General features: G+C 69.0%; 29 protein-coding genes, 2 tRNA genes and 1 other RNA gene. 16 read left to right on the top strand and 16 right to left on the bottom strand.

The genetic code is table 11. The annotated features are described in order from the left end of the window. Window positions 1-14: 14 nt before the first annotated feature. The 8 genes from O7624_RS17420 to ffs form a co-directional block, all read right to left on the bottom strand. Window positions 15-977 carry an ABC transporter permease gene (locus O7624_RS17420; protein ID WP_093410020.1) on the bottom strand — a complete coding sequence of 321 codons (963 nt, stop codon included), beginning with the start codon at window positions 975-977 and terminating at the stop codon, window positions 15-17. After that, a complete protein-coding gene (locus tag O7624_RS17415) occupies window positions 974-1,978 on the bottom strand; it encodes an ABC transporter permease (protein ID WP_093410022.1) in 1,005 nt (334 codons plus the stop codon). The genes O7624_RS17420 and O7624_RS17415 overlap by 4 nt, the downstream gene beginning before the upstream one ends. A gap of 77 nt (window positions 1,979-2,055) precedes the next feature. After that, on the bottom strand, window positions 2,056-3,717 hold the full coding sequence (locus O7624_RS17410; protein ID WP_282236547.1) for an ABC transporter substrate-binding protein: 1,662 nt from the start codon (window positions 3,715-3,717) through the stop codon (window positions 2,056-2,058). Between the two features lie 261 nt (window positions 3,718-3,978). Continuing rightward, on the bottom strand, window positions 3,979-4,416 hold the full coding sequence (locus tag O7624_RS17405; protein ID WP_282236546.1) for a hypothetical protein: 438 nt from the start codon (window positions 4,414-4,416) through the stop codon (window positions 3,979-3,981). Window positions 4,417-4,515: 99 nt separating this feature from the next. Beyond that, window positions 4,516-5,109: a recombination mediator RecR gene (recR, locus tag O7624_RS17400; protein ID WP_093410030.1), complete on the bottom strand. Its 594-nt coding sequence runs from the start codon at window positions 5,107-5,109 to the stop codon at window positions 4,516-4,518. Window positions 5,110-5,117: 8 nt separating this feature from the next. After that, complete coding sequence (locus tag O7624_RS17395; RefSeq protein ID WP_247674451.1) at window positions 5,118-5,426, bottom strand: YbaB/EbfC family nucleoid-associated protein; 309 nt, start codon at window positions 5,424-5,426, stop codon at window positions 5,118-5,120. A 145-nt stretch (window positions 5,427-5,571) separates the two neighbouring features. Next, the gene (locus O7624_RS17390) at window positions 5,572-8,487 is read right to left on the bottom strand and encodes a DNA polymerase III subunit gamma and tau (protein ID WP_282236545.1); all 2,916 of its coding nucleotides are present in this window, start codon (window positions 8,485-8,487) and stop codon (window positions 5,572-5,574) included. Window positions 8,488-8,750: 263 nt separating this feature from the next. Next, an RNA gene (ffs, locus tag O7624_RS17385) (signal recognition particle sRNA small type) lies at window positions 8,751-8,840 on the bottom strand. Between the two features lie 81 nt (window positions 8,841-8,921). On the opposite strand from ffs, the gene O7624_RS17380 reads away from it, so the two are divergent. Then, a tRNA-Ser gene (locus O7624_RS17380) sits at window positions 8,922-9,006 on the top strand. Between the two features lie 136 nt (window positions 9,007-9,142). Here the strand turns inward: O7624_RS17380 and O7624_RS17375 are convergent. Continuing rightward, window positions 9,143-9,502 (bottom strand): hypothetical protein, encoded by a 360-nt coding sequence (locus O7624_RS17375; RefSeq protein ID WP_282236544.1) that lies wholly within the window; start codon window positions 9,500-9,502, stop codon window positions 9,143-9,145. 106 nt (window positions 9,503-9,608) lie between these two features. Here O7624_RS17375 and O7624_RS17370 point away from each other — a divergent pair, with 106 nt between their 5' ends. From O7624_RS17370 to O7624_RS17360, 3 genes are all read left to right on the top strand, one after another. After that, window positions 9,609-10,163, top strand: a complete 555-nt coding sequence (locus O7624_RS17370) for a histidine phosphatase family protein (RefSeq protein ID WP_282236543.1) — start codon at window positions 9,609-9,611, stop codon at window positions 10,161-10,163. Between the two features lie 67 nt (window positions 10,164-10,230). Further along, window positions 10,231-10,596: a PadR family transcriptional regulator gene (locus O7624_RS17365; RefSeq protein WP_282236542.1), complete on the top strand. Its 366-nt coding sequence runs from the start codon at window positions 10,231-10,233 to the stop codon at window positions 10,594-10,596. Then, window positions 10,593-11,675, top strand: coding sequence for a hypothetical protein (locus tag O7624_RS17360; protein ID WP_282236541.1), 1,083 nt, complete (start codon window positions 10,593-10,595; stop codon window positions 11,673-11,675). The genes O7624_RS17365 and O7624_RS17360 overlap by 4 nt, the downstream gene beginning before the upstream one ends. Window positions 11,676-11,777: 102 nt before the next feature. Here O7624_RS17360 and O7624_RS17355 read toward each other — a convergent pair whose 3' ends face one another. After that, entirely contained in the window at window positions 11,778-12,020 is a 243-nt protein-coding gene (locus O7624_RS17355; protein ID WP_282236540.1) for a flavin reductase, read from the bottom strand. A gap of 770 nt (window positions 12,021-12,790) precedes the next feature. Between O7624_RS17355 and O7624_RS17350 the strand changes: the two genes are divergently transcribed. The 4 genes from O7624_RS17350 to O7624_RS17335 are packed head-to-tail and all read left to right on the top strand — an operon-like array spanning window position 12,791 to window position 14,926. Continuing rightward, complete coding sequence (locus O7624_RS17350) at window positions 12,791-13,558, top strand: helix-turn-helix transcriptional regulator (protein ID WP_093410045.1); 768 nt, start codon at window positions 12,791-12,793, stop codon at window positions 13,556-13,558. After that, window positions 13,549-13,755 carry a DUF397 domain-containing protein gene (locus O7624_RS17345; RefSeq protein WP_282236539.1) on the top strand — a complete coding sequence of 69 codons (207 nt, stop codon included), beginning with the start codon at window positions 13,549-13,551 and terminating at the stop codon, window positions 13,753-13,755. Before O7624_RS17350 ends, O7624_RS17345 begins: the two co-directional genes overlap by 10 nt. Window positions 13,756-13,798: 43 nt before the next feature. Continuing rightward, entirely contained in the window at window positions 13,799-14,356 is a 558-nt protein-coding gene (locus O7624_RS17340; RefSeq protein WP_282236538.1) for a hypothetical protein, read from the top strand. A gap of 39 nt (window positions 14,357-14,395) precedes the next feature. After that, a complete protein-coding gene (locus O7624_RS17335) occupies window positions 14,396-14,926 on the top strand; it encodes a hypothetical protein (protein WP_093410052.1) in 531 nt (176 codons plus the stop codon). 6 nt (window positions 14,927-14,932) lie between these two features. On the opposite strand, the gene O7624_RS17330 is transcribed toward O7624_RS17335, so the two are convergent. Continuing rightward, on the bottom strand, window positions 14,933-16,162 hold the full coding sequence (locus O7624_RS17330) for a cytochrome P450 (RefSeq protein ID WP_282236537.1): 1,230 nt from the start codon (window positions 16,160-16,162) through the stop codon (window positions 14,933-14,935). A 343-nt stretch (window positions 16,163-16,505) separates the two neighbouring features. Here O7624_RS17330 and O7624_RS17325 point away from each other — a divergent pair, with 343 nt between their 5' ends. The 4 genes from O7624_RS17325 (at window position 16,506) to O7624_RS17310 (ending at window position 19,615) form a co-directional block, all read left to right on the top strand. Beyond that, window positions 16,506-17,117 (top strand): hypothetical protein, encoded by a 612-nt coding sequence (locus O7624_RS17325; RefSeq protein WP_282236536.1) that lies wholly within the window; start codon window positions 16,506-16,508, stop codon window positions 17,115-17,117. 9 nt (window positions 17,118-17,126) lie between these two features. Beyond that, the gene (locus O7624_RS17320; RefSeq protein WP_281565115.1) at window positions 17,127-17,426 is read left to right on the top strand and encodes a hypothetical protein; all 300 of its coding nucleotides are present in this window, start codon (window positions 17,127-17,129) and stop codon (window positions 17,424-17,426) included. Window positions 17,427-17,974: 548 nt separating this feature from the next. After that, the gene (locus O7624_RS17315; RefSeq protein ID WP_282236535.1) at window positions 17,975-19,129 is read left to right on the top strand and encodes an XRE family transcriptional regulator; all 1,155 of its coding nucleotides are present in this window, start codon (window positions 17,975-17,977) and stop codon (window positions 19,127-19,129) included. After that, entirely contained in the window at window positions 19,130-19,615 is a 486-nt protein-coding gene (locus O7624_RS17310; protein ID WP_282236534.1) for a DUF4411 family protein, read from the top strand. It begins immediately after the preceding gene. Between the two features lie 355 nt (window positions 19,616-19,970). Here O7624_RS17310 and O7624_RS17305 read toward each other — a convergent pair. Beyond that, window positions 19,971-20,057, bottom strand: a tRNA-Ser gene (locus O7624_RS17305). Between the two features lie 75 nt (window positions 20,058-20,132). On the opposite strand from O7624_RS17305, the gene deoD reads away from it, so the two are divergent. The 3 genes from deoD (at window position 20,133) to O7624_RS17290 (ending at window position 22,054) form a co-directional block, all read left to right on the top strand. Beyond that, a complete protein-coding gene (gene deoD / locus O7624_RS17300) occupies window positions 20,133-20,840 on the top strand; it encodes a purine-nucleoside phosphorylase (RefSeq protein WP_204024134.1) in 708 nt (235 codons plus the stop codon). A gap of 126 nt (window positions 20,841-20,966) precedes the next feature. Continuing rightward, complete coding sequence (locus O7624_RS17295) at window positions 20,967-21,605, top strand: TetR/AcrR family transcriptional regulator (protein WP_282236533.1); 639 nt, start codon at window positions 20,967-20,969, stop codon at window positions 21,603-21,605. Next, window positions 21,602-22,054, top strand: a complete 453-nt coding sequence (locus tag O7624_RS17290) for a hotdog domain-containing protein (protein WP_282236532.1) — start codon at window positions 21,602-21,604, stop codon at window positions 22,052-22,054. The genes O7624_RS17295 and O7624_RS17290 overlap by 4 nt, the downstream gene beginning before the upstream one ends. Before the next feature lie 12 nt (window positions 22,055-22,066). Here O7624_RS17290 and O7624_RS17285 read toward each other — a convergent pair whose 3' ends face one another. From O7624_RS17285 to O7624_RS17270, 4 genes are all read right to left on the bottom strand, one after another. After that, a complete protein-coding gene (locus tag O7624_RS17285) occupies window positions 22,067-22,558 on the bottom strand; it encodes a nucleoside deaminase (RefSeq protein ID WP_282240663.1) in 492 nt (163 codons plus the stop codon). A 145-nt stretch (window positions 22,559-22,703) separates the two neighbouring features. Further along, window positions 22,704-23,234 carry a tRNA adenosine deaminase-associated protein gene (locus O7624_RS17280; protein WP_093410069.1) on the bottom strand — a complete coding sequence of 177 codons (531 nt, stop codon included), beginning with the start codon at window positions 23,232-23,234 and terminating at the stop codon, window positions 22,704-22,706. A 131-nt stretch (window positions 23,235-23,365) separates the two neighbouring features. Further along, window positions 23,366-23,533, bottom strand: a complete 168-nt coding sequence (locus O7624_RS17275; RefSeq protein WP_170863604.1) for a hypothetical protein — start codon at window positions 23,531-23,533, stop codon at window positions 23,366-23,368. Between the two features lie 87 nt (window positions 23,534-23,620). Further along, window positions 23,621-23,980: a hypothetical protein gene (locus O7624_RS17270; RefSeq protein ID WP_232511435.1), complete on the bottom strand. Its 360-nt coding sequence runs from the start codon at window positions 23,978-23,980 to the stop codon at window positions 23,621-23,623. A 49-nt stretch (window positions 23,981-24,029) separates the two neighbouring features. Here O7624_RS17270 and O7624_RS17265 point away from each other — a divergent pair, with 49 nt between their 5' ends. Next, on the top strand, window positions 24,030-24,806 hold the full coding sequence (locus O7624_RS17265) for a M23 family metallopeptidase (RefSeq protein ID WP_282236531.1): 777 nt from the start codon (window positions 24,030-24,032) through the stop codon (window positions 24,804-24,806). Window positions 24,807-24,813: the final 7 nt, after the last annotated feature.

The raw sequence follows: 24,813 nt of genomic DNA, 5'->3' as shown, positions 1-24,813 counted from the left end.
CATGCTCGGCACGCCTACTTCCGCAGCTTCGGGTCGAGGGCCTCACGCATCGACTCACCGAGCAGGGTGAAGCCCAGCGCGGTGATGATGATGGCGACCGCCGGGTAGATGGCCAGCTCGGGCCGGATGCCCAGGTACTGCTGCGCGTCGGCGAGCATGACGCCCCACTCGGGGGTTGCCGAGTCGGGGTTGCCGAGCCCGAGGAAGGAAAGTGCTGCCGCTTCGATGATCGCTGTGGCCAGGGTCAGCGTCGCCTGGACAATGACCGGGGCGAGCGAGTTGGGCAGCACGTGGGCCAGGGCGATCTTCGACTTGCGTACCCCGAGCGAGGTGGCGGCCAGGACGTAGTCGCTGTTGGACTGGGCGATCATCGAGCCGCGCAGCAGCCGGGCGAAGACCGGCACGGACACCATGCCGACCGCGATCATGACCGTGGTCAGGCTCGGTCCGAGCAGTGCGGCGATGCTGACCGCCAGCAGCAGGCTCGGCAGCGCCAGCAGCATGTCGATGAACCGCATCAGGGTGCTGTCGACCCATCGGCCCCAGCGCCCGCCGAGGCCGGCGGCGGCACCGGCGACACCGCCGATCAGCACGCCGACGGCGAGACCGATCAGGGTCGCCACCACGCCGACCAGCAGGGTCTGCCGGGCCCCGACGATCATGCGGCTGAAGACGTCTCGACCCTGGTGGTCGTAACCGAACCAGTGCTCGCTGGAGGATCCGGGGATGACCCCCGGTTTGATGACGCCCTCCCGGATGCCCATCGTGTCCGTCGGCCCGTACGGCACCAGGAACGGGCCGATCAGCGCGACCAGGACGAAGACGGTGAGGATGACCGCGCCGATGATGGCGGCCGGGTTGCGCCGCAGCCGACGGAAGGCGTCCTGCCAGAGGCTCACCCCCCGCTCCTCGTCGCGGGCGGCCAGTTCGGCGAGTCGGTCGATCTTCTCTCGCTTCTTGCCACCGATGGTCGTCATCGGACCCTCACCCTCGGGTCGATCAGGCTGTAGGAGAGGTCCACTATCAGGTTCACCAACACGTAGACCACGGCGATGATCATGATGAAGCCCATCAGCACCGGATAGTCGCGCTGGTTGATGGAGTCGGCGAGGAAGGCGCCGATCCCGCTGAAGGCGAAGACCGTCTCGGTGAGCACCGCGCCGGAGAGCAGGCCACCGGTGAGCAGACCGATCGAGGTCACCACCGGGAGCATGGCGTTGCGCAGCACGTGCCGGCGGCGGACGACGTTCTCGGTCAGGCCCTTGGCCTCGGCGGTACGCACGAAGTCCTCGTTGAGCACCTCGAGCACACTGGCCCTGGTGATCCGGACGATGATCGCCAAGGGAATGCTGGCCAAGGCGAGCGCCGGCAGCACGAGATGCATGAGCGCGTCGGCCGCGGCGTCCCATTCCCGGGTCATCAGTCCGTCGAGGACGAAGAAGTTGGTGATCCGGGTGGCGCCGATGGTCGGGTCCTGCCGGCCGCTGGAGGGGAACCAGCCGAGGTTCTCCGAGAAGATCGCCTTGAGGATGTACGCGAGGAAGAAGACCGGGATGCAGATGCCGATCAGCGACCCGCCGACGGAGGCGTGGTCGAGGAACCGGCCGCGCCGACGGGCGGCCAGGTAGCCCAGCGGAATGCCGATGCCGACCGCGATCACCATCGCGGTGATCGTCAGCTCGACGGTGCCGGGGAATCGTTGCAGGAACTCCGTCGTCACCTCGCGCTTCGTCGAGATGGACGTACCCAGGTCTAGGCGGATCATCCGACGGACGAACCGGCCGTACTGAATCAGGATCGGCTCGTCGAGACCGAGATTGCGGCGGATCGCGGCACGCATCTCGGGTGTGCCCCGCTCGCCGAGAATGGCGGTCTCGGGGCCTCCGGGCAGTCGCCGGAGCCAGATGAACAACAGGATGGAGAGCCCGAACAGCGTGGGTATCAGCTGAAGCAGGCGTCTGACGATGAACCGGAACACGGCGGCCTCGGAAGGGGGCAAGGGATCACGGGCGGGCGCTGTGGGTCACAGCGCCCGCCCGTGGTCGGTGCGTCAGATCAGGACTTGAACTCCGCGGTGGCGAACCGCTCGTCGGTGAGCGGGCTCGCCTTGACCCCGGTCACGTCCTTGCCGAACACGATTGCCGGCGGCGAGTGCGAGATCGGCACACCGGGCAGGAAGTTCATGATGTCGGCGTTCAACTCCTTGTAGAGCGCCACCTTGGCCGCCTGGTCCGCAGTGGTGTCCGCCTGCCGGAACTTGTCGAACAGGGCCTTGTTGTTGAAGCCCCACTCGTCCTTCTGCCGGTCGAAGAACGTGCCGATGAAGTTGTAGCCGTCACCGTAGTCGCCGGTCCACCCGAGGAAGTGCAGGTCGTGCTCGCTGCCGGAGGTGGTGGCGTTGAGGTAGTCCGGGCTCCACTTCAGCGGGATCGGCTCGATCTTGATGCCGGCCGCCTGGAGGTCCGCCGAGACCAGCTCGAACAGGTCCTTCGGGTTCGGCATGTAGGGCCGGGTGACCTCGGTCGGGTAGTGGAACCGCAGGGTCAGGTCCGAGGCACCGGCCTCGGCCAGCAGCGACTTCGCCTTCTCGACGTCGTACTCGTACTTGGTGACGTCGCCGTTCCAGCCCTCGACCGTGTCGGGGAAGAAGTTCACCGCGACCTGAGCACCCGGGGGCAGCTTCGAGTCGACCAGGGCCTGCCGGTTGATGGCGTGGGCGAGCGCCTGCCGGACCTTCAGGTCCGCCAGCTTCGGGTTCCCCTTCTGGTTGATGGCCAGGTAGAGGATGTTGAAGGCCGGGCGGGTCAGGAGGTTGAAGCCCTCGTCCTTGAGCGGCTGGACGTCGGCCGGGCCGACCAGGTCGTAGCCCTGGATGTCGCCGGAGCGCAGCGCCTGCTTACGGGCGTTCTCGTCCGAGATGGTCTTGAAGATCAGGCTCTTGAGCTTGGCCTTGTCGCCCCAGTAGTCCTCGTTCCGCTCCAGGGTCAGCGTCTTGTTCGCGATGTCCCAGGTCTTGAACTTGAACGGGCCGGTACCGGTCGGGTGCTCGGTCGCGTAGGCCGGGTACTTGATGTCGTCCGCGCTGCCCGAGACGTTGCTGGCGTCGTACTCCTGGAGCGCCTTCGGGCTGTGCATGGAGAAGGACGGCAGCATCAGGGCGGCCGGGATCTTGCTGGAGACCCGGCTGAAGGTCAGCGCGACCGTGGTGGGGTCGGTGGCGGAGCAGGACTTGAAGAGGCTCTCACCGAGGGTGTCGTCCTCGTTGGCGGCGAAGCCACCCATGACGTCCTGCCAGTACGCGGTCACGTCCGGGCTCTGCATCAGGCCCTTGGCGTTGTACCAGCGGTCGAAGTTGACGCAGACGGCCTCGGCGTTGAAGTCGGTGCCGTCGTGGAACTTCACGCCGGAACGCAGCTTGAACGTCCACGTGGTGCCCGCGGCGTCCGGCTCCCAGGACTCGGCGAGGCCGGGGCTGACCTTGGTGCCACCCTCTTCCGGGCGGACCAGCGTCTCGAACACCTGGCGGGCCACACGCAGCGACTCACCGTCGCTGGCGAAGCTGGGGTCGAGCACCTTCGGGTCTCCGGCGACGCCGAAGACCAGGGTGTCCTTGCTACTACCGCTGGAACCTTCGCGGTCGCTCTCGGCACAGCCTGCTACCGCGAGGGCCGCGGCCGCCACGGCCGCGATAGCGACCTTCGGCCTGGATGCACGCATGGTGCTTCACCTCGTCCTTAGGGGTACGGACAACGTGGTGACAGGGTCACCGATGGCCGTGACCTTAGCTCCCGTTCGGACCGGCGGGAAACGGCGCTGGAAGCTCTTGGTACCGGATCGTGTCCTTAGTGCCTGGCCCCGGTCACGCGGACCAGCAGGCTCACGGACAAAAACGCTCAATAGCCCCAAACAATCGATATCATTCTGTTACATCGATTGGGCGGATCACTAGCAGGGTGTCATACCGTCGGCAGGTGCCTGTCACGGTGTGGGCGGCGTCGGGCACGAGGGCAGACGTACCAGATCGGAGCCGGCATCGGGCGCGCCCAGGGCCCGGAAATCGAGTCGATGGCACAGCTGCAACAACCCGTCCGGCCATGGACCGTAGGCCTCGGTCGACTGGACGACCAGCGACAGTTCCGGCTCCCGGCGGATCTCCCAGACATCCATCCCCTGCTCGGCGGCGAGGGTGCGCAACCTGTCGTCGGACGTCCCTGCCCCGGCGGCGATCACCGCCTCGGCGTAGTCGCCAGCCCGCCGGTCGAGTTCCGCCGCAGCCGCCGCCTCGCCGCGGTCGCTCGCCTCGCGGAGCTGGCGCATCTTCCCCGCGACACACCACCAACCGGCCAGCACGGCAAGCACCAGCAGGGCAGCCAGTACCGAGGGCGCCCAGGGCCGGTCGTCCCGTTCCTGCCGCACCTCGACCTCCCTCGCGCCGCAGGCAACCGGTGGGGCCGGCCGTTTGTCCGCACGTCACCGCCGACGGAAACGCCCACGCGCCGCCGCTCGGCGGCTCCGTCACACGGCGCGGCGGCCCTCGAAGGCCCGGCCCAGGGTGATCTCGTCGGCGTACTCCAGGTCGCCGCCGACCGGCAGCCCGCTGGCCAGCCGGGTCACCGCGATCCCCATCGGCTTCACCATCAGCGCGAGGTAGGTCGCAGTCGCCTCGCCCTCGGTGTTCGGGTCGGTGGCCAGGATCAACTCACGGATCGCACCACCGCCGAGACGGGTCATCAACTCGCGGATGCGCAGATTGTCCGGCCCGATGCCCTCCAGCGGATTGATCGCCCCGCCGAGCACGTGGTACCGGCCGCGGAACTCACCGGTCCGTTCGATCGCCACCACGTCCTTCGGCTCCTCGACCACGCAGATCACCTCGTCGGTGCGGCGCGGGTCGCGGCAGATCCGGCACTGGTCGGACTCGGCGACGTTGTAGCAGCTGGTGCAGAACCGCACCAGCTCCTTGACCTTGCGCAGCGCGCCAGCCAGCCGGTTGATGTCGGCCGGGTCGGCGGACAGCACGTGAAAGGCGATCCGCTGGGCACTCTTGGGGCCCACGCCCGGCAGTCGGCCCAGCTCGTCGATCAGATCCTGGATGGCGCCCTCGTACATCTGTGGGCTCAGAACCCGGGCAGGCCGAGGCCGCCCATCCCGCCCGCGACCGGGCCCATCTTCTGCTCGGTCAGCTCGCGGGCCGCTTCGGTGGCGTTGTGCAGCGCGGCGACGACGAGATCCTCCAGGGTCTCCACGTCGTCCGGGTCGACAGCCTTCGGGTCGATCTTGATGCTCTTGACCTCACCGGAACCGGTGACGACAGCGGTGACCAGGCCGCCGCCGGCGGTACCGGTCACCTCGGCCTCGGCCAGCTCCGCCTGCGCCTTGGCGATCTGCTGCTGCATCTTCTGCGCCTGCTTCAGCATCTGCTGCATGTTCGGCTGTCCACCAGGCCGCACGATGACTCCCTCGACTCGCCTTTGCTGCCGCCGCCCACCCTAACGCCACCCACCGACCTACCCCGCGCGCCGCACCCCTGTCACCTACCTGCCCGGTCGACCTGAGGTGCCGGCCGCGAACTCAGTCGTTGATCTTCTCGACGCTGCCGAAGGTCTCCCGAAGCAGGCGTACGGCCTGTTCCTCGCTCGACTCGCGGGCGGTCTTCTCGTCGATGATCTCGTCCAGTGGCTCGTCACCCGGGTCAAAGCCCTCGTAGGCAGGGGTGACGGCCGGTTGAGCACCGCCGGGACGTCCCGCGCCACCGCGCAACGGGCCGTCGAAATCCGGGTCGTACGGCGGCTCGCCGGCGAACTCCGCGTCCGCGGTCTGCCGGGCTCCCTTGGCGGTACGCGTACCCCGCCCGGCCGCTGCCGCCCGAGCCGCGGCGATCGCACTGCTGACCGGGGCACCACCGGAGCTGCCGTTGCCGTTGGGCGCTCCCGCCTGGCGCGGCGCGGCACTCGAACCATGGCCGCCCGATCCACCGTTCGCCCGGGCCCCACCGGTCCCGGCGGTTGTTCCCGCTCCAGCCGATCCGACGTGTGTCCCCGCTCCACCTGAACCGGCGGTGGTCGCCGGTCCACCCGACCCGCTCCTCGCCCCGCTTCCGCCGGGCATGACGCCGGCCGCTGCCCGGCCCGACGCGGCGTGCGTCCCCGCGCCGTCCGAACCGGCGACCGGTGAGCCGTCACCCGCGCCACGGCTCGACGGGGCGCCCGCCGCTACCGGCCCCGCCGAGGTTTGCGAGGCAGCCGCCCGAGGGTCGCCCGACGGGTCCGCCGCCGCATCGACCGACCCACCGCCGGGACGGGCCGCCGCCGGCCAGTCGTCGTCGGCAGCGGACGCGGCACTACCACCTGGGCGGGCCGGCTCGGGCCAGTCGTCGTCGCTGCTCTCGGCAGTGGTGGCGGCCGGGTCACCCGACCGAGGAGCGCCGGAGCGACCCCGGTCGGCCCGCCCTGCGGGCACCTGCGGACTGGGGGCGACCGGAGCGGGGGCCGGGCCGGGAGCGGCTGGGCTGCGATGCGGGCCAGGCGACGCCCCGCCCCGTTCGCCGGCCACCTCGCAGCGGATCTGCCAGCGTCCGCCCAACTCCTCGTAGAGCGCGTCGGTGAGCACCTGCGCGTGGTCGGACATCATCCGGGCCAGCACCGCCGACTTCACGGTCAGCACGAGAGTGTCCCCGTCGAGGTCACGGACGACCGCGTCGCGCATCAGCGCGGCGATCCGCTTGTTGCTCCGGTTGACCTTGCCGACCACCTCCGGCCAGACCCGACGCACCGCCACCGCGTCCAGTACGCCGGGACTCACCGCGCCGGGTCGGGGCGGCTCCGGGGTCGCCGGATCGGGCATGACGGCCGACTGTGGCACGGGTCGCCGGGGCGTGGCCGCACCGTTTGTCGCACCGTCCTGAGTGCCACCCGACCGCCCCGAACCGCCGTCGCCGGGTCCGCCGGCCGGACCGTCAGCGGTCCCGTTCATGCCGGCGTGGCGACCAGCGTCGGCCCCATCACCGGCTGCGGTACCGCCCGTCGTACCCGCCCCGGCCGTCGAGATCACCCCGTCACGACCGGCGTCCTGAGTCGTGCCGTCGGGACCGGCCGACGCATCGTGACCAGAGGAATGGCCGTTGCCGCGATCGGCCGACGGGGAAGCGTTACCGCGACCGGGAGGCGGGACGGCGCTCGACGAGGTGGCGGTAGCCGGCGCGGCAGCGCCGGTCCCGGCCCGGTTCGCGGCGGCAGCCGCGGGCGCGGCGGGAGGCTGGGTGCGTACCGCCGGGGGGTTGGTGGCGGGCGCGGAGCCGGCGGTGGCCGGCGGCGCGTCGGTGCCGGCGAGGGTGAGCCGGCGTTCCATGCGTTCGAGGCGCTGGAGCAGGCCGCCGGTGCCGTCGTCGACGCCGGGCAGCAGCATCCGGGCGCAGATCAACTCCAGCAGCAGCCGGGGCGCGGTGGTGCCACGCATCTCGACCAGGCCGTCGTGCACGATGTCGGCGCAGCGGGACAGGGTGCCCGGGCCGAGCTGCTGGGCCTGGGCGGCCATCCGCTCGATCTGGTCGTCGGGTCCGTCGATGAGCCCTTTGGTCACCGCGTCGGGCACCTGCTGGAGCACGATCAGGTCGCGGAGCCGTTCCAGCAGGTCGGCGGCGAACCGGCGGGGGTCGTGCCCGGCCTCGGCGACCCGGTCGACGGTGGCGTACGCGGCGGCGCCGTCCCCGGCGGCGAGGGCGTCGCACATCTCGTCGATAAGCGCCGCGTCGGTCACCCCGAGCAGCGCGGCGGCCCGGGCGTAGCTCACCCCGTCGGGCCCGGCACCGGCGATGAGCTGGTCGAGGACGGAGAGGCTGTCCCGGGCGCTGCCGCCACCGGCGCGCACCACGAGCGGGAACACCGCCGGCTCGACCTGCACCCCCTCGGCCTGGGTCAGCTGCTCAAGGTACGGCCGCAGCACCTTCGGCGGGATCAGTCGGAACGGGTAGTGGTGGGTCCGCGACTTGATGGTGCCGAGGACCTTCTCCGGCTCCGTGGTGGCGAAGATGAACTTGACGTATTCCGGGGGCTCCTCGACCAGCTTGAGCAGGGCGTTGAAGCCGGCCGACGAGACCATGTGCGCCTCGTCGATGACATAGATCTTGAAGCGACTGTTGGCCGGCGCGAAAAACGCCTTCTCCCGCAGCTCACGGGCGTCGTCCACGCCACCGTGGCTGGCCGCGTCGATCTCGATGACGTCGATCGAGCCGGCCCCGTCACCGGCCAGTGACCGACAGGAGTCGCAGGTGCCGCAGGGCTCCGGGGTGGGCCCGTGCTCGCAGTTGAGCGAGCGGGCCAGGATCCGGGCGCTTGAGGTCTTGCCGCAGCCGCGTGGGCCGGAGAAGAGGTACGCGTGGTTGAGCCGCCCGCTGCGCAGCGCCTGCGACAACGGCTCGGTGACGTGCTCCTGCCCGATGACCTCGGCGAAGGTACGCGGCCGGTACTTGCGGTAGAGCGCCAGTGCCACGGCGTCCCGCCTCCTCTCGACCGAGCCATTCTGCGCCGACCTCGCCCGCCTGACCACCCACCCCGCCGGTTGCTCCGGGTGGTCCGCCCGACTTGCGGCAGGCCGCGCCGCGGCAGGTCGTGGTGCGGCAGGTCGCGGTGCGGCAGGTCGCGGTGCCGGGATGATCCACTCCGGTTGCGGCATCTTGCGGCCTCCACCGGTCGGGAACCCCCAGATGCCGCAACTGGAGGACGCCGGAGCACGCCAGCGAGCGCCGGAGACAGAAAGGCCCCCCGTGCACCCGGCAGAGCTCGCTTATCCTTGCTGCCTTCCGGCCCTGGGGAGGTTCACGAGATACCGCCGCACGGGAGGTGTCCCCAGCCTACCCGACCGACCGTGGATCCTCAGGGGGTGGTGGGGTGGGAAGCTCGGCGCGGACCTGTATCCTGGCTCGCGGAGGATTCGCCTAGAGGCCTAGGGCGCACGCTTGGAAAGCGTGTTGGGTTAACACCCTCACGAGTTCGAATCTCGTATCCTCCGCTCACCTGAGCAGGAAAAACGACAGGGCCGGCCCCGGCGGGGACCGGCCCTGAGTCGTCTCGACGGGCACGGTCGACATCACCTGCCGCAACGTGAACTGCCTCGTCGGTGCAACGACGAGGCCGGCAGGCGGACATCAGTCGATCCGCAGCACCAGGGCGACGACCACTGCGGAGGCGATGACGGCGAGCAGGATCCGTGCCATCCGCAGGCCCCGCCACCATGGCAGCACCCACAGCAACAGCCAGAGCGCGGCGAAAGACAGGACATGCCCGGCCACGATGCCGAGAACGCGTTCCTCGCATCCGTTGACGGCCCGCACCGGGTCGCACACCGATGGGTACGCCTGACCGTCGTCGGCCAGCAACGCCGTGCAGCAGGCCACCAACGGGGCCGCCGCGAGCGTGAGCAGCGGCGTCAGGACGTAACCCGTCAGATCACGGTGGCGATCCAACCGGCCGTGGCGGTGCGGCTCGGTGCTTTCCGCCTCCGACATGGCGAGAACGATAGAGCGACAGACGGAGATGCGTTGCCCCACGAGCCCAGGCGACGGTCAGGGGTTGCCACGATGGCCCGAGGGCGGCAGCGAGGAGTAGTCGACGATGCCAGTTGAGATCATCTACGAGACCCACTCGATCACCACGGACAACGAGACCGGCATCGCTACCGGCTGGCTGCCCGGGCGCCTGTCGGAGACGGGCCGAAGGCTTGCTCGGGAACTCGGACAGCGCCGCAGTGAGGATGGCCTCGCCGTGGTGTTCACCTCGGACCTGGCCCGCGCGGTCGAGACCGCCGAAATCGCCTTCGCCGGAACCGGTATCCCCCTTCGTCACGACCCGCGACTGCGCGAGTGCAACTACGGAACGTTCAACGGGATGCCGGTCACCGAACTCGCGCGGCTCAGGTTCCAGCACATCAGTAAGCCGTTCCCCGGAGGGCAGAGCTACCAGGACGTGGTCGACCAGACACGCGATCTCCTCATCGAAATCGCGCGCGACTGGGACGGCAAGAAGATCCTTCTCATCGCGCACTCCGCCAACCGATGGGCTCTGGCCAACCTCCTGACCGGAGTCCCACTCGAAGAACAGGTCGATGCACCCTTCGGCTGGCAGGAGGGCTGGCGCTACACCCTCCCCACCGGCTGGAACGGTTCATGACGCCAAGGGCCGAGCCACGCCAGTAAGTCAGGTTGACGATATATAACGCCAGACGTACTATCCACTCATGCGGGAACCTACCTTTCTGATCCTCACCGCATTGGCCGCGCAGCCGTTGCACGGCTATGGCGTCATCCGGGCGGTCGATGAGCTGTCGGCGGGCGAGGTCAAACTGCGGCCGGGCACCCTCTACGGCGCGCTGGACCGGCTGGCCGAGCAGGGCCTGGTCACCGTCGACCGGGAGGAGGCCGTCGAGGGCCGGCTGCGCCGCTACTACCGGCTCAGCGACGCCGGTGCCGCCGCGTTGCGGGCACAGGTCGAGCGGCTGCGCCGGCACGCCACCGCAGCCGAGATCCAGTTGGGCAGGCGCCTCGGCGATGCGCTGAGCTTCGGCCCGGCGAGCGCCCCCATCTTCGGCACGGTGACCGGATGACGGCGGCCTGGCCGAACGCCGATGACCGGCTGGAGCGTGGCTACCGCCGGCTGCTGCTCAGTTACCCGCGCCGGCACCGGCGGCGGCACGGTACCGAGGTGGTGACCACGCTGCTGGAGATGGCGGAACCAGGCCAGCGCCGACCTCGGGTCGGCGAGGCCCTGCACCTGATCGGCAGCGGTCTGCGGCTGCGGTTCCGGCTGCCCGCCGGCCGGCCGTTCATGGCGATCGCGGCGCTGCTCGCCGCACTGGTCATGGGCGGTTTCGGTGCCGCCGCCGGCTCCTGGCTCGGTGCCCAGACCTTCGCCGATCTGCCCGGCGAAGCCGGCATGGCCAGACTCACCGAACAGACCGGTGGCGACGACACGCTCCACTCCTACTACTCGTCATCGCCGTGGACCGCCGAAACGGCCCACTCGTTCAGCCGGGTCGACGGCACCTGGGATGCCGAGCAGGTCCGGCAGCGGCTCGTTGCGGACGGCTGGTCGGTTTCCGGCTTCACCCCGATCACCGGCATGTCGGGCACCGTCGACGACGCCGGCTCGTTCGTCGAGGTTCCGCTGCGCGGCACGCGCTTCACCGCCGAGTCGGATGGCGTGATCATCAACGTGATGGGCTGGAACCCTGCGGAAAACCGCTCCGCCGCCATCCGCAGTGACGTCTCGCTCTACGCGATACCGGCGCGTACCGCCGCGTTCCTTCCTCTGGTCGTCACCGGTACCGCCGTCGGACTGCTCGCTGGCTGGTTGCTGGCGGCAGCCGGCGCGTACCGGATGACGGCAACGCCGTCCGGACGCCGCCACGCCGCCGCAGCGCTCTGGAGTGGTGCCCTGATGGTGCTGGCCCTACCGGCGGTCGCTCTCTACGGCAACGTCATGCGGGTGTTCCGGGACAGCAGCGTCCACGAAGGCTCTCCGCTGACCGTGCACAGCGCCTTCACGCCCGGCGAGTACTACCCGTTCGGCCCGCAGTGGCTGGTGCTCGGGCTTACCGTCGCCGGGCTCGTGGTCGCCGTCGCCGCGATCCTCACCGCCCGTCCGGGCGACCAACCACCACAGCCCAGCGTCGTACCGGGCTGACGCGCGACAACGGGGGCAGGGGCCGCTCCGACCGGGAGCGGCCCCTGGGCATGCGCCGGGCCCGTCCCGGTCCGGCACCCGCGACGGTACGCGGACAGCCTCCTAACCTCGCACACGCGCCCAGGACACGAAGCGGTCGAACAGCCCGACCGTCGACGTCGGGTCACCGAGTTCCGCGCTGGCCTGCGCGTACAGCGTCGCGAGGTGCACCAGCAACGCGGCCCGGTCCTCCCGGTACTCGCCGAGCAGCCGGAGCTTGGCCGCGCTGCACGGCCACCTGACGCCGCAGTTCCGGCAACGCCACGTCGGTCGCGACGGCGCGTGCTCCGGGCGACGGCGTCTCATCGGCGGACCGCGCCAGCGGAGCGGCCTGACCAGGCGCGAGACGCCGAAGGAGCGCCGGCCATCGCCGGATGCGGCAAGTTGGGCCGATCGCCCGGCCGGATCAGGCCGGCCGGCATCAGGAACAGCTCGCGGCGCTCGACAGCGTCGCCTCGGGCGTCGAGCTGGTAGCACTCGATCCAGGTCCACCCGTCGTAGGTGACCCGGTCGGTGCGGTGCCGGATGACCCGGACCGTGATCGGGCGAACGAACTGCGGGGACGCCGCGCTGCTCAGCAGGAAGAGTTCGCCCGGAGTAATCGAGCCAGCGCATACGCATGGGCCGGGTCGGCGGCACGGATGCGGCCCGACGGCGTCCCGACCGACGACGCCCCGACCGACGGCATGCCGACCGATGGCATCCCGGCCGAGGACGTCGCGACCGGGAAGGTGCCCAACCCGACGACCATGCGATCGCGGGCTTGCGGTGTGGTGCGGCACTGGTCACCTCGCTCCGTCCGGTGGTCGAGCCGGCCGGCACAGGTCGCCCGGTCCCGCGTCGCCAGCGGGCTTGAGTCGGCTGCGCTCTCAGTTCGACAGCGCGTCGAGTGGTGGATGGGGGCCGCCGTGGTTGCTCGCCCGGCGGCGGCCCCCGATGTCACGACCGCCGGGTCAAGGGGGATGAACCTCCACCGGCCGCGCCATCGATACCCCAACTTGCCGCAGGTAACGGGACAACTACATGGCGTGTGGGTATGGTCGGCGGATATTCGAGATGTCCAATGGGAGGCGGCCATGAACGACGCGCTGCGGGTGGCGCTGCGGGACACCGGGCACACGATCGAGTCGCTCGCGGAACGCGTCGGCGTCGACCCGAAGACGGTAAGCCGGTGGTTGCTCGAAGATCGGATCCCGCATGCCCGACACCGGCTCACGGCGGCAGATGCGCTCCAGAAGAATGTCTCGGACATTTGGCCAGACATTTCGAGACGTCGCGCGCTGGTCTGGTTCCGCCCCTGGCAGGAGATCGAGCGCGAGGCGACCACGCTGCGTTCATACCAACCGTTGGTGATACCCGGCCTGCTCCAGACCGAGGCGTACGCCCGCGCGGTGCTCACCGGTGGTGGCCTGATCCCGCGCAGCGAGGTGGCACGGCTTGTCGACCACCGGATGTCCCGCCAGTTGATCCTGCACCGCGAGGAGCCGCCGCTGCTCACCGCCGTGCTGGACGAGGCGGTGCTGCGCCGGCCGGTCGGCGGCCCGGCCGTGATGCGCGAGCAGCTGCTGGCGCTCGCCGAGGCGTCGACCCAGCCGCACATCCGGCTACATGTGGTGCCGTCCACAGTGGGCGAATACGCTGGGCTGAACGGCCCGTTCGTGCTGGCGACCGCGCCCGATCACCGCATAGCCGGCTACCTCGACAATCAGTTGCAGGGGCAGGTGGTGAGCGAGCAGGCCGAGATCGCGGCCATACTGGCCGCCTGGGAGAACGTGCGCGGCGAGACACTCTCGCACTGGCAGTCGGTCGACCTGATCAGGGAGGTGGCGGAGTCATGGCACTGAGCGACACCCCGGCGCTGTCCGGCGCCCGGTGGCACAAGAGCAGCCGCAGCAGCGGCAACGGCGGCGACTGTGTCGAGGTCGCCGGCAACCTGCCCGACGTGGTGGGCGTACGCGACTCGAAGGACCCGACCGGTCCGGCACTGCTGTTCAGCCCGGCCGCCTGGCGTGCCTTCGTCGCCACCGTCGACAAGACCTGACCACCGTCGTACACATGTTCTATCCACAGGTTGTGGAAGCCGGGTGAGTTACCAGCTCAGCGCGGTCGTCGCGGACGCCGAGCTGCTGCGCGAGGAGACCCGCGAGCTGGATCATGCCGTGCTCGGCGGGCTGCGGCAGGACTTCGCGTTGCTGCCGGTCACGCCGCAGCTCGTGGTGGAGCTGACCGGGGCCCCGCCCGACTACCTCACCGACGATCCCGACCCGGCGCAGCCGTTCGAGCTGATCCTCTCTCCCGCGCTTGCCGAGGTCCTGGCCCGCTGGTCGGTGCGCGGCCCGCTGGCGTACGTCGAGGCGGAGTTCGCCGGTGGGGCCGGGCACCAGGCCGCGGCGGTCTGGCTCGACGGTGCCCTCACCTGGGGGCCGCGCTTCGACGCGGCGTTCGACGGGCCGCGTCCGGACTGGCCGATCAACGCAGCACTTGTCGAGCTGGGCGTGGAGCCGGGCCGATGGATCGACCCCTTCGCTGAGCTGGGGTTACACGTCGAGCGAAGCACCGAGGGGTGGCTCGCGCACGGGCGGCGAGGGCTCAGCGCCGACTACTGGGACGAATTGGCCGACGAATGGGAGGCTCGGCAATAACCTCAGCGCCCCCGTCACGTTGGGGACTGGGGGATTCTGATGAAATTGCGACAATTCGGCTTCATCGCCGCACTGCTTCTGGCTGCCTCGGCATCGGGCAGCGGGGTCATGCCACCGGACACCATCGCCGTCCGCGAGCCCGTCGCGTCGGTGAGCGTCGTCGATCTCGACGGAGTGGCCGATGTGGACTTCGGTGACTCGGAGAGCGAGCTGACCCGGCGCGGCATTCTGCGTACCGACGTCGACGCCTGCGGCCCGACGCTGGCCGGACACGACGAGATAAGCCCGATCTTCATCGAGGATCGGCTGGTGCTGCTCTGGGCCGGCGACCCGGTCCGCACCCCGGAGGGCATCGCGGCCGGCTCACCCGTCGCCGAGGTCCGGGCGAGCCATCCGACGGTACGCGAACTGCAAGCTCCACAGGGGACGTACCGCTTCGACGGCCTGCTCGCCCGCGACGGCGACCGCGCCTACCTGTTCCTGCACGACGGCCAGACGGTGCGAAAAGTCATCGCCGGGTACGCCGACTGGGCCCACCGCCTCTTCATCGAGGGCCACGCCCCCTGCTGAGTCGCGTCACCAGCTGACCGGCAGTTCCACCGGGCCGAGGATGGCGTGCCCCTGCTTCCACCGCACCTCGTCCGCAGCCACGGCCAGCCGCAACGTCGGCAGCTCGCGCAGCAACAGCGCCAGCGCGACCCGGACCTCCAGGGCGCCCAGGTGCGCGCCGACGCAGTAGTGCGGGCCGTACCCGAAAGAGAGGTGCGGGTTCGGGTCCCGACCGAAGTCCATCCGCTCCGGGTCGACGAAGACCCGTGGATCCCGGTTCGCGGCGTCGTGCGACGGGATGACGATGTCGCCCTCGGCCAGCCGCGCACCGCTGGGCAGCGTCACATCAGCCATCACCCGACGGGGCATCTCGTCGCCGTTGGAGGTCGAGTGCAGTCGCTCCAACTCGGTGACCGCCCCGTCGACCTGCTCCGGATGCTCCAGTAGGTAGTCCCACGCGAAGTCGTGCCCGGCGTACGGGCGGGTGCGCAACAGGTACACGAATGTCGAGATGGAACTGGCCGTGGTCTCCCACCCGCCGACGAGCAGCGACAGGGGAAGTTTGACCTGGACGTCCACCGGCTGATCCGCCGCCGCCGTGGCGATCCGGGTCATCAGGTCATCGCGGGGGCAACCGCGCCGTCCGTCCAGCTGCTGCCACAGGTAGCCGCCCATCTCCTCGGCGGACCGGGCGGCCTCGGCTCGGGTGAGGTCGGCGGTGCCCATGAACATGTCGCCCCAGCGGCGGAACTGCGCCCGGTCCGGCTCGGGCAGGCCGAGCAGATCGGATATCACGTTCAGGGCGAACGGTACGGCGAAGTCACCCACCAGATCCGCCGAGCCGCCCTTGGCGGCCAGCACCGCGAGCTGAGCCTCGGCAGCCGCACGCACCGTCTCGCGTAGCCCGGACACGGCGGGCTTGGTGAAGCTGTCCTTCACCGTTCCCCGGACCGCGGCGTGCTCCGCCCCGTCCATGCCGAGCATCGTCCCGGACACATCGACCTGGTCGGCGTGGGCGGCGGCAGCCCGGGAGAACAGATCCTGGCGGCGGAGCACCTCCCGGACGTCGTCGTACCGGCAGATCAGCAGCGCCGGCAGCCACTCCCCGCCAACCTGACGGACCACCGGCAGGACGCCGGATTCCGAGGCGGCGAGCTGCGCGTAGTAGGGGTGCTTGTCCGGGCCGCGCGTCCGGTCGATGCCATCCGCGTCGACGTTCAACGGGTGTCGTACTGGACCGCCCTCGACCGCCACCATGCAATTACCATGGCACTACTTCCCAGTGAAGGCAATCGATCACGTTGGGTAACCCGCGCCAGGTATCCCACCTAGAAGTCAGAGGCCACCGCTCTGAGATGTGGCGGGCTCGCGGCCGTACCACTTGCGCCAGACCAAGTCGGTACGCTGCCCGGACATCGACGTAGGGCATTCGGCCTACTAGGGTGGGGCCGGACCGGCTAGGTGTACGGGGGGTGCCGGCATGGAGCTCCGTGGTCGGGCGCGGCGGTGGCTTGTTGTAGTGGCTGTCGCATTGGTGCTAGCCGGCTGCGGGTCGGCCGACGAACGTCCTACAGCCCCTGACAATCGCAAGTCGCCGAGCGTGACGGCTGACACCACGGTCGGCGCGTCTCCCATCCCATCCGATCCTTCTGCGGCGCTGAATTCCGCTGTCCCATCCAGCTCGGACTGGCTGGAGATCTTCAAAAGGAACATCCGCATCGCGCACGACGCATGCGGCGGGTGCGGCGGTCAGCAGCAGGTCAATCTGCCCCCCGCAGAACGCGCGGCAGCCATCGAAGAGATGATCAAGGATTCGAAGCCGGACTTCCAACTCACCAAGACCAATGCGGATCTCGCCCTGCGGGGGCCAGAGGGGACGGTACCTAAGGTCGCCGGGCCGGGCGGGGCAGGCGCGGATGTGACCTTCGTGCACCCGGACGGCACCGGCACGTTCCGCCGCGAAGTCAAGTGCACCGACGGTCCAAACTTCCAGAAGGTGCTGACCAGAGCCGCCAAGCAGGTCAAATACGACGGTGAGATTTTCGTGCAGGTGCCGGCGAGCGTCCGGGTTGATGGCATGATCAAGGGCTTCTGGGGTGCCCGGACCGACGAGCAGCTGCTGAAGTTCCGGCATGTGTGGGTGGTAGTTCACGACCCAAGCGGTAAACGGGTGGCAGCGGCGATGCTGGGCCTTCGCGGCATGGTGTTTTGAGGAGGGCTGATGTCGCTGGACGGCTGGCTGGCGTGCACTGAGTGCCGGATGTGCCTCGCCTTGGGCAAGCCGATCCGACCCGATGGCGACAACATCCGCTACTTCCAGGTGGGATACATGGCGAACTCCGCCCAGTCCGACCTGACCCGAGCGCTCTGGAAATTCCTCGCCGACCACGCCGGCCACCCACTCCGGGTGCTCGTCACAGGCCAGCCTGGCTACGACGACCTTGAACACTTCATCGAAATCGGCGGTGACGCCGCGCCGGACATCCCGTTCGAGGAGTACCTGCAGGATTTTCCGGGCTGACTCCGGGCGGGCCGCAGACCGCCCTCTGAGCACCGGCTGAGACCGATTGCGCAGCGCCCGGCCGGTCCTCGCGGACCTACCGGGCGTTCGCGCTGCTCACGAGCGGTGGCGGAGGGATTAGAACCCTCGGAGGGCGTAAACCCTCACACGCTTTCGAGGTTTGCGATCACTTACACGCCCAACATCATTTCGTTAGGAAATCTTATACAGGGAAGGTCGACACGGTACGTGAGCTGCGGCCAGCGTCGCCTTGATGCTCCGGCGAACATGGGTGTACGGCGCTGAATGAGACCGCAACTGAGACCACGGCCGGCTCCGGCAACACACGTGCCGCGCTGCGCCGCTCCATGTGCCCATCGACGCTCGGCCCGCACGTGTTCCCTGCCACGCCTCTGGCCTGCTTGGCAGAGGCGTCATGACCGAGCCGTCAAGTTTCACGAGCTTTGGGTTCCACAACGTGACCGTCTGGGTACTTAACGTAGAAGGTCAGATCGGCTAGAGTCAGAAGTTGTCGGTTCGTTTCGAATACGGCCGGGAGAGGAACAGGCATGCCCACGCGGGTCAATGTTGCGCCTGAGATGCTCCGCTGGGCGCGCGAGAGGGCGCGTCTTTCTATCGGGGACTTAGCCAAAGGATTCCCGATGCTTATTCAGTGGGAGTCAGGTTCTGTAAAGCCGACAATGCGGCAGCTAGAGAACTATGCGCAGGCGACATACACTCCCATCGGGCTATTCTTCTTGCCGAGTCCGCCGGACGAGACGCTACCTGTACCCGATTTTCGAACCTTTCGCGACGAGCGGAACCGAAACCCCACCCCCAATTTGCTAGATACGATTTACGCATGCGAGCAGCGACAGGAGTGGTACCGGGAGTTCGCCGAGTCACACGGCTACCGACCTGTACCAGTAGTCGGAAGCATGCAGCTTGCAACAACTCCACAGGCGGCAGCAGATAGCCTGCGCGACTCTCTAGGGTTTGACCTTGAGATCCGTTCGGAGTTCGCCACGTGGGCGGAGGCACTTCGCGGGCTGACCGATCACGCTGAGCGCCAGGGGATACTGGTAATGACCAGCGGAATCGTTGGCTCAAATACCCACCGGAAGCTCGACCCCAGAGAGTTCCGCGGGTTTTCGCTTGCAGACCCCATCGCACCCTTGATCTTCATCAACGGCGCAGACACCAAAGCTGCGCAGATATTTACGCTAGCTCACGAACTGGCTCACATCAGTCTTGGCGGCTCTGCAATTTCAAACCAGGACCTTGCCCGTATGGCCAACGACAACCGGACAGAGCGTTGGTGCAACGAGGTTGCTGCCGAGCTTTTGATTCCAATGACCTCTCTACGGCTGGAGTTCGCCCCAAGCCGTAATTTGACTTTGGAGCTACAGCGACTAGCACGCCTCTACAAGGTAAGCACGCTGGTCGTACTACGGCGCATCTTCGACGCTGGATTCATGCAAGAGCGTCAGTTCAATCGCGCCTTCGAAGAGGAGTTGGAGCGAGTACTCGCCTTGATGAACAGGCAATCCGGTGGCGGGAACTTCTACACCACTCTCCCTGTTCGAGTAAGCAGGCGCTTCGCCCGATCAGTCGTGGCTGACACTCTTGAAGGTGGAACTCTCTACCGGGATGCGTTTCGCCTTCTTGGCTTTAAGAAGACATCAACCTTCGAGCAGCTCAGCGAGAGCCTCGGGGTTGCTTAAATGTATCTAATTGACACGAACGTCTTTATAGATGCGAAGAATCGCTATTACCCCTTTGACGTCGTGCCTGGATTCTGGGATTGGCTCAAGTCGGCCCACCTAAGCGCCAAGCTTTACACAGTCGAAGCCGTCTACGGCGAGTTGGTGGGCACCGCAGACGAGTTGTGCGAATGGATCAAGCAGATGCCCAAATCCTTCACACTCCCGGCAACCGAGATCGGCGCACAGTCACTTACGCGGCTCAGCACCTGGGCGAACACCTCCTCCCAGTACACAAGGGCGGCCGTTTTTGAGTTCTTAGGTGCCGCTGACTACTTCCTTGTGGCGCATGCCCACACGGTTAGCGCAACAGTAGTGACGCATGAGAGGGCGGGCACAGGTTCACGCAACCGCATCAAAATTCCGGACGCTTGTGAGGCGGTCGGTGTGAGCTGGATGAACCCTTTCGATATGCTCCGAACGGAACAGGCGGCGTTCAGGCTCTAGTGTTAGGGCTTGGCTAACGCCGACCGCAAATCTGGAAGGGCTGGCCGCCGACGAGCGCGACAGGAAGGTCAGCTCGTGTGATGATCTGTCGTGGGTCGATGAAGCGACGGGCCACCAAGAGCCCTGCGGCATGAGCCTCAGGGCACCTCACGGGACAGGTTCGCCGCGACGTGGCCAAGCGGGTCGGTGGTCTGCTGTGGCAGCCAGCGCAGAGCGCCGACGACGACCCGGACGACGGCGCGGCCGGGGTGCTCAGCAACTCGTCGTGAGGGCAACTGAGACCAAAACTGAGACCACGACAGGGAGACGCCCGGTGACTCACGGAGAGTCGCCGGGCATTTCGCCTGTTCACGAGCGGTGGCGGAGGGATTTGAACCCTCGGAGGGCGTAAACCCTCACACGCTTTCGAGGCGTGCTCCTTAGGCCGCTCGGACACGCCACCGCCGACGAGGGTACAGGACCACAGGTTCCGACGCCGAACCGGTCCCGGCCAGGCCGGCCTGGCAGGATCAACGCCATGAGTACGCACATCGGCGCGAAGCCGGGCGAGATCGCCGAGCGGGTCCTGATGCCGGGTGACCCCCTGCGGGCCAAGTGGATCGCGGAGACCTACCTCGAGGGCGCGAACTGCTACTCGACGGTCCGGGGCATGCTGGGCTTCACCGGCCGTTGGAACGGCGTGGAGGTTTCGGTGCAGGGCTCCGGCATGGGCATGCCCTCGGCTTCGATCTACGCCCACGAGCTGGTAAACGAGTACGGCGTGAAGTCGCTGATCCGGGTCGGCTCGTGCGGCGCGCTCACTGAGGATCTCCAGCTGCGCGACGTGATCGCGGCGATCGGGTCGTCCACCGACTCGAACATGAACCGGATGCGCTTCGACGGGCTGATCGACTACGCCCCGGTCGCCGACTTCGGGCTGCTGCGTACCTCGGTGGAGGTGGCCGAGCGGCGCGGCATCGCGATGCGGGTCGGGCCGATCCTGGCCGCGGACGCCTTCTACACCGACCGGCCGGACCTCTACGACAGCCTCGCGGAGTACGGCGTGCTGGCGGTGGAGATGGAGTCGGCGGCGCTCTACACGATCGCGGCCCGGTTCAAGGCGCGCGCCCTGACCCTGTTGACGGTGAGCGACCACATCAAGACCGGCGAGAAGACCACCTCCCAGGAGCGGGAGCAGACCTTCAGCCAGATGGTCGAGATCGCCCTGGACACCATCATCGCCTGATCCGGTCGAGCCCGACGTCCCGCCACCCCCCGTGCGGTGGCGGGACGCTCTGTGTCGGGGTCGGTGTGACGGCCTCCACTGGGTAAATGTATACGACCGGTCGTTCTTATTTAGTAGTCTCGCCGCATGAACGTCGACGGCCGGCTCGCCCGGGGGCAGCGCACCCGCACCGCCGTGCTGGACGCCGCCGTCAGCCTGGCCTCCGCCAGCGGCCTCGACGGGCTCTCCCTCGGGCATCTCGCCGAGTCGCTCGGGGTCAGCAAGTCCGGCCTCTTCGCACACTGGCGCTCCAAGGAGGAGTTGCAGCTCGCCACCATCGACCGGGCCGTCGCCCAGTGGCAGGAACAGATCATCGGCCCGGCGCTGCGCACCCCCCGGGGCGTACGCCGGATCCACGCCCTGCACGAGGCCCGGATCGACTTCTACGCCGGTCGGGTGCTGCCCGGCGGCTGCTTCTTCGCCACCACGGAATTCGAGTTCAACGCCCGGCCCGGCGCCGTCCGCGACCGTCTCGCCGACGTCTTCGCCGCCTGGACGAGGTTCCTGGAACGGCTCGTCACCGAGGCGGTCGAGCTGGGCGAGTTGCCCACCGGCACGGATGTCGCGCTGCTGGCGTACGAGATCGACGCGTACGGCATCGCCGCCGCCATGCGCTCCCGCCTGCTCGACCCGGAGGTCACCTACCGGCACGCCCGCCTGGGCGTGCTCAACCGCCTACGGGCGCTCTGCCCCGATCCCGCTCTGCTACCGGAAGGCCCGTCATGAGTCACGCAGTCGCCGAACAGCCCGCCGTCGAGTACGGCCACGTCGAGCGCACCATGGTTCACTTCGACGACCTCGACGCCCTCGGCATCCTGCACAACGCCCGGTACGCGCTGCTGCTGGAACGGGCGCTCACCGCGTACTGGTCCGACCGGGGCGTCGCCTACCAGGCCGGCCGGGCCAGCACGCCCGACGTGTTCCACGCGGTACGCGAATTCACCATCAGCTACCTCGCGCCCGTCACCGGCACCGGCCCGGTCGCGGTGCACTTCTGGCTGGAGCAGCTCGGCACCAGCAGCGCCCGGTACGCCTTCCGCTTCCACTCGATCGACGGCACCACGACGTACGCGGAAGGGCACCGCGCGGTCGTCCGCCTCGACCCGGCCACCCTGCGGCCGGCCCCCTGGACCGACACCGCCCGGGCGGTCGCCACCACGCTGCTGCGCACCTGACGCCCGAAGCGGTCAGCGGAAGAAGGCGCGCAGGACGGCGGCGTTCTCGGCCTCCAGGATGCCGCCGTACACCTCGGGTCGGTGGTTGAGCCGGCGGTCACGCAGCACGTCCCAGAGCGAACCGGCGGCGCCCGTCTTGGGTTCCCAGGCACCGAAGACCACTGTCGAGACCCGGGCCAGCACCAGCGCCCCGGCACACATCGTGCAGGGTTCGAGGGTCACCACCAGCGTGCAGCCGTCCAGCCGCCAGCGGCCCAGCCGCTCGGCCGCCCGGCGTAGCGCGAGCACCTCGGCGTGCGCGGTCGGGTCGCCGGTCAGCTCGCGCTCGTTGCGACCGATCGCCAGCTCACTGCCGTCCGGCCCGTAGAGCACCGCGCCCACCGGCACATCGCCGGACTGGCCGGGCTCAACCGCGACAGCGTCACCGTCCGCCGCGCCGGCCGGACCGCCGCCCCCGCCCGGGACCGCCGGGCCGCTCACCGCGACTTCGAGGGCGCGGCGCATCCAGAGTTCGTGCCGCTGTCGTCGGCCGGTGCCGGTCGGGTCGGCCAGGCCCTCGTCCGCTCCCGGCCCGCGCCGGCCGACGGAACCAGGCGTGGGCTGCCCAGGCCGGACCGTCTCCAGCGCCGGATCGGTCACGTCAGACGGCTCAGACCTCACGCAGTTCCTCGACGTCGTCGACGCAACCCAGCACCTGGCAGATCTCGGCGGTGACGTCGGCCGGCATCATCCCCTCGTGGGCGCAGAGGCCGAGCAGCCGTTGCGCGGGGATGCCCAGGTCGGTCAGGAGATCCGCCTCGCCCACCGGGTCCGCCTCGGGATCGACGGCAGGTTGCTCGTTGTCGTCGCCACCGCTGGCGGCGGCCGGACGCACCTCTTCGGTGTCGTCCAGCCCGGTCACCGACGTCTTCAGGTCACCAACCAGCAGGGCGCCCAGCCGGGACTCCTCCGCGTACGCCGAGTCGGAGCCGAAGACCCGCAGGTCCTCGCCCTCGTCAAGACGCAGGATGACCAGGTAGGTGTCGTCCGCCTCGACGAACAGCAGCGACACGTCCGCGTCCGGAGCGACATCGCGGAGCCGCTCGGCGACGTCATCGACGTCTGCGGCACCCCGCAGACTCAGCTCGGCGGCTGTCCAGCCGCCCTTCTCGCGTACGACGGCCGCAGCGAAGTACGACACGTTTCCCCCAAGTTGCCTCGGCACAGCACTCGCCGACCCGTTACGCGTGCACGTTAGCCGGTCGGGTCGGCAGGCGACCGGTCAACGCCCCGAAGGGCCGGTCATTCCTGGGGAAAGGATCTCCGAGCCGCTCAGCCGGCGAGGCGTCGGCGAGTGGCGATCAGTTGGCGGAGCTGGGCGGTGCGGGCGCGTTGTGGCCGTTCGCGTTCGCGTACCGCGCGCGCGTCCGCCAACTGCGCCAGAAGCTGAAGGCGGCGGCGGCTGCGATCGGGATCCAGCCGCGGAGTGGTCCAGGCCATACCGGGAGAGTGCCGAGTTACGGCCATCCAGTCAAGACGGGTTTCGGTGTCTGCGCGACGACGCACCGCAGTCGCCACCGGCACGGTTCACCAGAGCGGCCAGTCACCGCTGCTCATCCACCGGGTGACGACCGCAGCGGTGGCGATGCTCCAGCCTCCGGCGGTGACGATCGCGATGCCGGCCGCCACTCCCCGGTCGCCGTACCTGACCAACGCCAGGGCCGCGAGCCAGGCCAGCGCACCGGCGAGCAGCGTCCACCAGACGTACCCGACGAGGCTGCCGCCGAGCAGACCGAAGAGGACCAGCCAGGCCAGGGTTCCGACCGCTCCCGCCGCGACACCGGCACCGCCGACCGGGTTCGGCTCGCGGTAGGCGGGGCGCGGTGGCCGCCCGGAGGGAAAGAGGCCCGACGGGTTGTACGGCAACACCGGTACCCACTCCTCCACACGCACGAACGCTGTCTCACCACCGTATCGAGTCTGTCAGGATGGCCGGATGGTTCCGCTGCCGATCGGACGCCGCCGCGCGTACGCCCTGTTGCTGCTCGTGCCGGTGCTCGCGGCGAGCGGCTGCGGTACGCCCGGCGTACCGACGGACGCCGGCCCGACCCCCGTGACCAGCCCGACCGCGGTTACCAGCCCGACGGCCGCGCCCGGACCGACCGCCGCGGCGACCACCGGCGCACCGACCGCGACCAGCGCGGCGCCCGATCTCACGGACCAGCCGGCGGCGACTCCCCGCAAGGGCCTGCCCCACATCTTTCCGGTACGCGCCGGAAAGGTGTCGTATCACCCGACCCACTCGGCGTACCCGGGGACGGACATCTTCGCCGACTGCGGTGAGCCGGTCGTGGCGGTCACCGACGGCACGATCGGCGAGGTCAGCCGGCGTGACCGGTACAAGAAGAGTGGTCCGCAGGGGCCGTACAACGGTGGCCTCTCCGTATCGGTCATCGGTGACGACGGGGTGCGCTACTACGGCTCGCACCTGACCGACATCGCCGAGGGCATCGACGCGGGGGTGCGGGTACGGGCCGGTCAACGGCTCGGCACGGTGGGCCGGACGGGCAACGCCAACAACGTCTGCCATCTGCACTTCGGCATCTCCCCGCCGTGCCTGGGCGAGGACGGCTGGTGGATCCGCCGGGGCGTGGTCTGGCCCGCGCCGTACCTCGACTCGTGGCGCAAGGGCGGCAACCGGGAGCCGGCCGCCGAGGTGGCCGCGTGGCATCGCAAGCACGGCTGCCCGAGCAAACCGCCCGCGCGCCGATAAGCGCCAT

The sequence above is a fragment of the Verrucosispora sp. WMMD1129 genome (assembly GCF_029581255.1).
GTDB lineage: Bacteria > Actinomycetota > Actinomycetes > Mycobacteriales > Micromonosporaceae > Micromonospora > Micromonospora sediminimaris.
Note: the sequence above shows the minus strand (reverse complement) of the source record. Positions and strands in the feature narration are given on the sequence as shown.

What these genes read in the sequence shown, in the direction of transcription:
- O7624_RS17295 (WP_282236533.1), top strand. Translation starts at nt 20,967, where the DNA reads ATGAACGTCGACGGCCGGCTCGCCCGGGGGCAGCGCACCCGCACCGCC.
- O7624_RS17335 (WP_093410052.1), top strand. Translation starts at nt 14,396, where the DNA reads ATGAAATTGCGACAATTCGGCTTCATCGCCGCACTGCTTCTGGCTGCC.
- O7624_RS17355 (WP_282236540.1), bottom strand. Translation starts at nt 12,020, where the DNA reads ATGAGACGCCGTCGCCCGGAGCACGCGCCGTCGCGACCGACGTGGCGT.
- O7624_RS17375 (WP_282236544.1), bottom strand. Translation starts at nt 9,502, where the DNA reads ATGTCGGAGGCGGAAAGCACCGAGCCGCACCGCCACGGCCGGTTGGAT.
- O7624_RS17420 (WP_093410020.1), bottom strand. Translation starts at nt 977, where the DNA reads ATGACGACCATCGGTGGCAAGAAGCGAGAGAAGATCGACCGACTCGCC.
- O7624_RS17365 (WP_282236542.1), top strand. Translation starts at nt 10,231, where the DNA reads ATGCGGGAACCTACCTTTCTGATCCTCACCGCATTGGCCGCGCAGCCG.
- O7624_RS17330 (WP_282236537.1), bottom strand. Translation starts at nt 16,162, where the DNA reads ATGGTGGCGGTCGAGGGCGGTCCAGTACGACACCCGTTGAACGTCGAC.
- recR (WP_093410030.1), bottom strand. Translation starts at nt 5,109, where the DNA reads ATGTACGAGGGCGCCATCCAGGATCTGATCGACGAGCTGGGCCGACTG.
- O7624_RS17350 (WP_093410045.1), top strand. Translation starts at nt 12,791, where the DNA reads ATGAACGACGCGCTGCGGGTGGCGCTGCGGGACACCGGGCACACGATC.
- O7624_RS17275 (WP_170863604.1), bottom strand. Translation starts at nt 23,533, where the DNA reads ATGGCCTGGACCACTCCGCGGCTGGATCCCGATCGCAGCCGCCGCCGC.
- O7624_RS17265 (WP_282236531.1), top strand. Translation starts at nt 24,030, where the DNA reads ATGGTTCCGCTGCCGATCGGACGCCGCCGCGCGTACGCCCTGTTGCTG.
- O7624_RS17395 (WP_247674451.1), bottom strand. Translation starts at nt 5,426, where the DNA reads ATGCAGCAGATGCTGAAGCAGGCGCAGAAGATGCAGCAGCAGATCGCC.
- deoD (WP_204024134.1), top strand. Translation starts at nt 20,133, where the DNA reads ATGAGTACGCACATCGGCGCGAAGCCGGGCGAGATCGCCGAGCGGGTC.
- O7624_RS17285 (WP_282240663.1), bottom strand. Translation starts at nt 22,558, where the DNA reads ATGCGCCGCGCCCTCGAAGTCGCGGTGAGCGGCCCGGCGGTCCCGGGC.
- O7624_RS17360 (WP_282236541.1), top strand. Translation starts at nt 10,593, where the DNA reads ATGACGGCGGCCTGGCCGAACGCCGATGACCGGCTGGAGCGTGGCTAC.
- O7624_RS17410 (WP_282236547.1), bottom strand. Translation starts at nt 3,717, where the DNA reads ATGCGTGCATCCAGGCCGAAGGTCGCTATCGCGGCCGTGGCGGCCGCG.
- O7624_RS17320 (WP_281565115.1), top strand. Translation starts at nt 17,127, where the DNA reads ATGTCGCTGGACGGCTGGCTGGCGTGCACTGAGTGCCGGATGTGCCTC.
- O7624_RS17310 (WP_282236534.1), top strand. Translation starts at nt 19,130, where the DNA reads ATGTATCTAATTGACACGAACGTCTTTATAGATGCGAAGAATCGCTAT.
- O7624_RS17290 (WP_282236532.1), top strand. Translation starts at nt 21,602, where the DNA reads ATGAGTCACGCAGTCGCCGAACAGCCCGCCGTCGAGTACGGCCACGTC.
- O7624_RS17315 (WP_282236535.1), top strand. Translation starts at nt 17,975, where the DNA reads ATGCCCACGCGGGTCAATGTTGCGCCTGAGATGCTCCGCTGGGCGCGC.
- O7624_RS17345 (WP_282236539.1), top strand. Translation starts at nt 13,549, where the DNA reads ATGGCACTGAGCGACACCCCGGCGCTGTCCGGCGCCCGGTGGCACAAG.
- O7624_RS17370 (WP_282236543.1), top strand. Translation starts at nt 9,609, where the DNA reads ATGCCAGTTGAGATCATCTACGAGACCCACTCGATCACCACGGACAAC.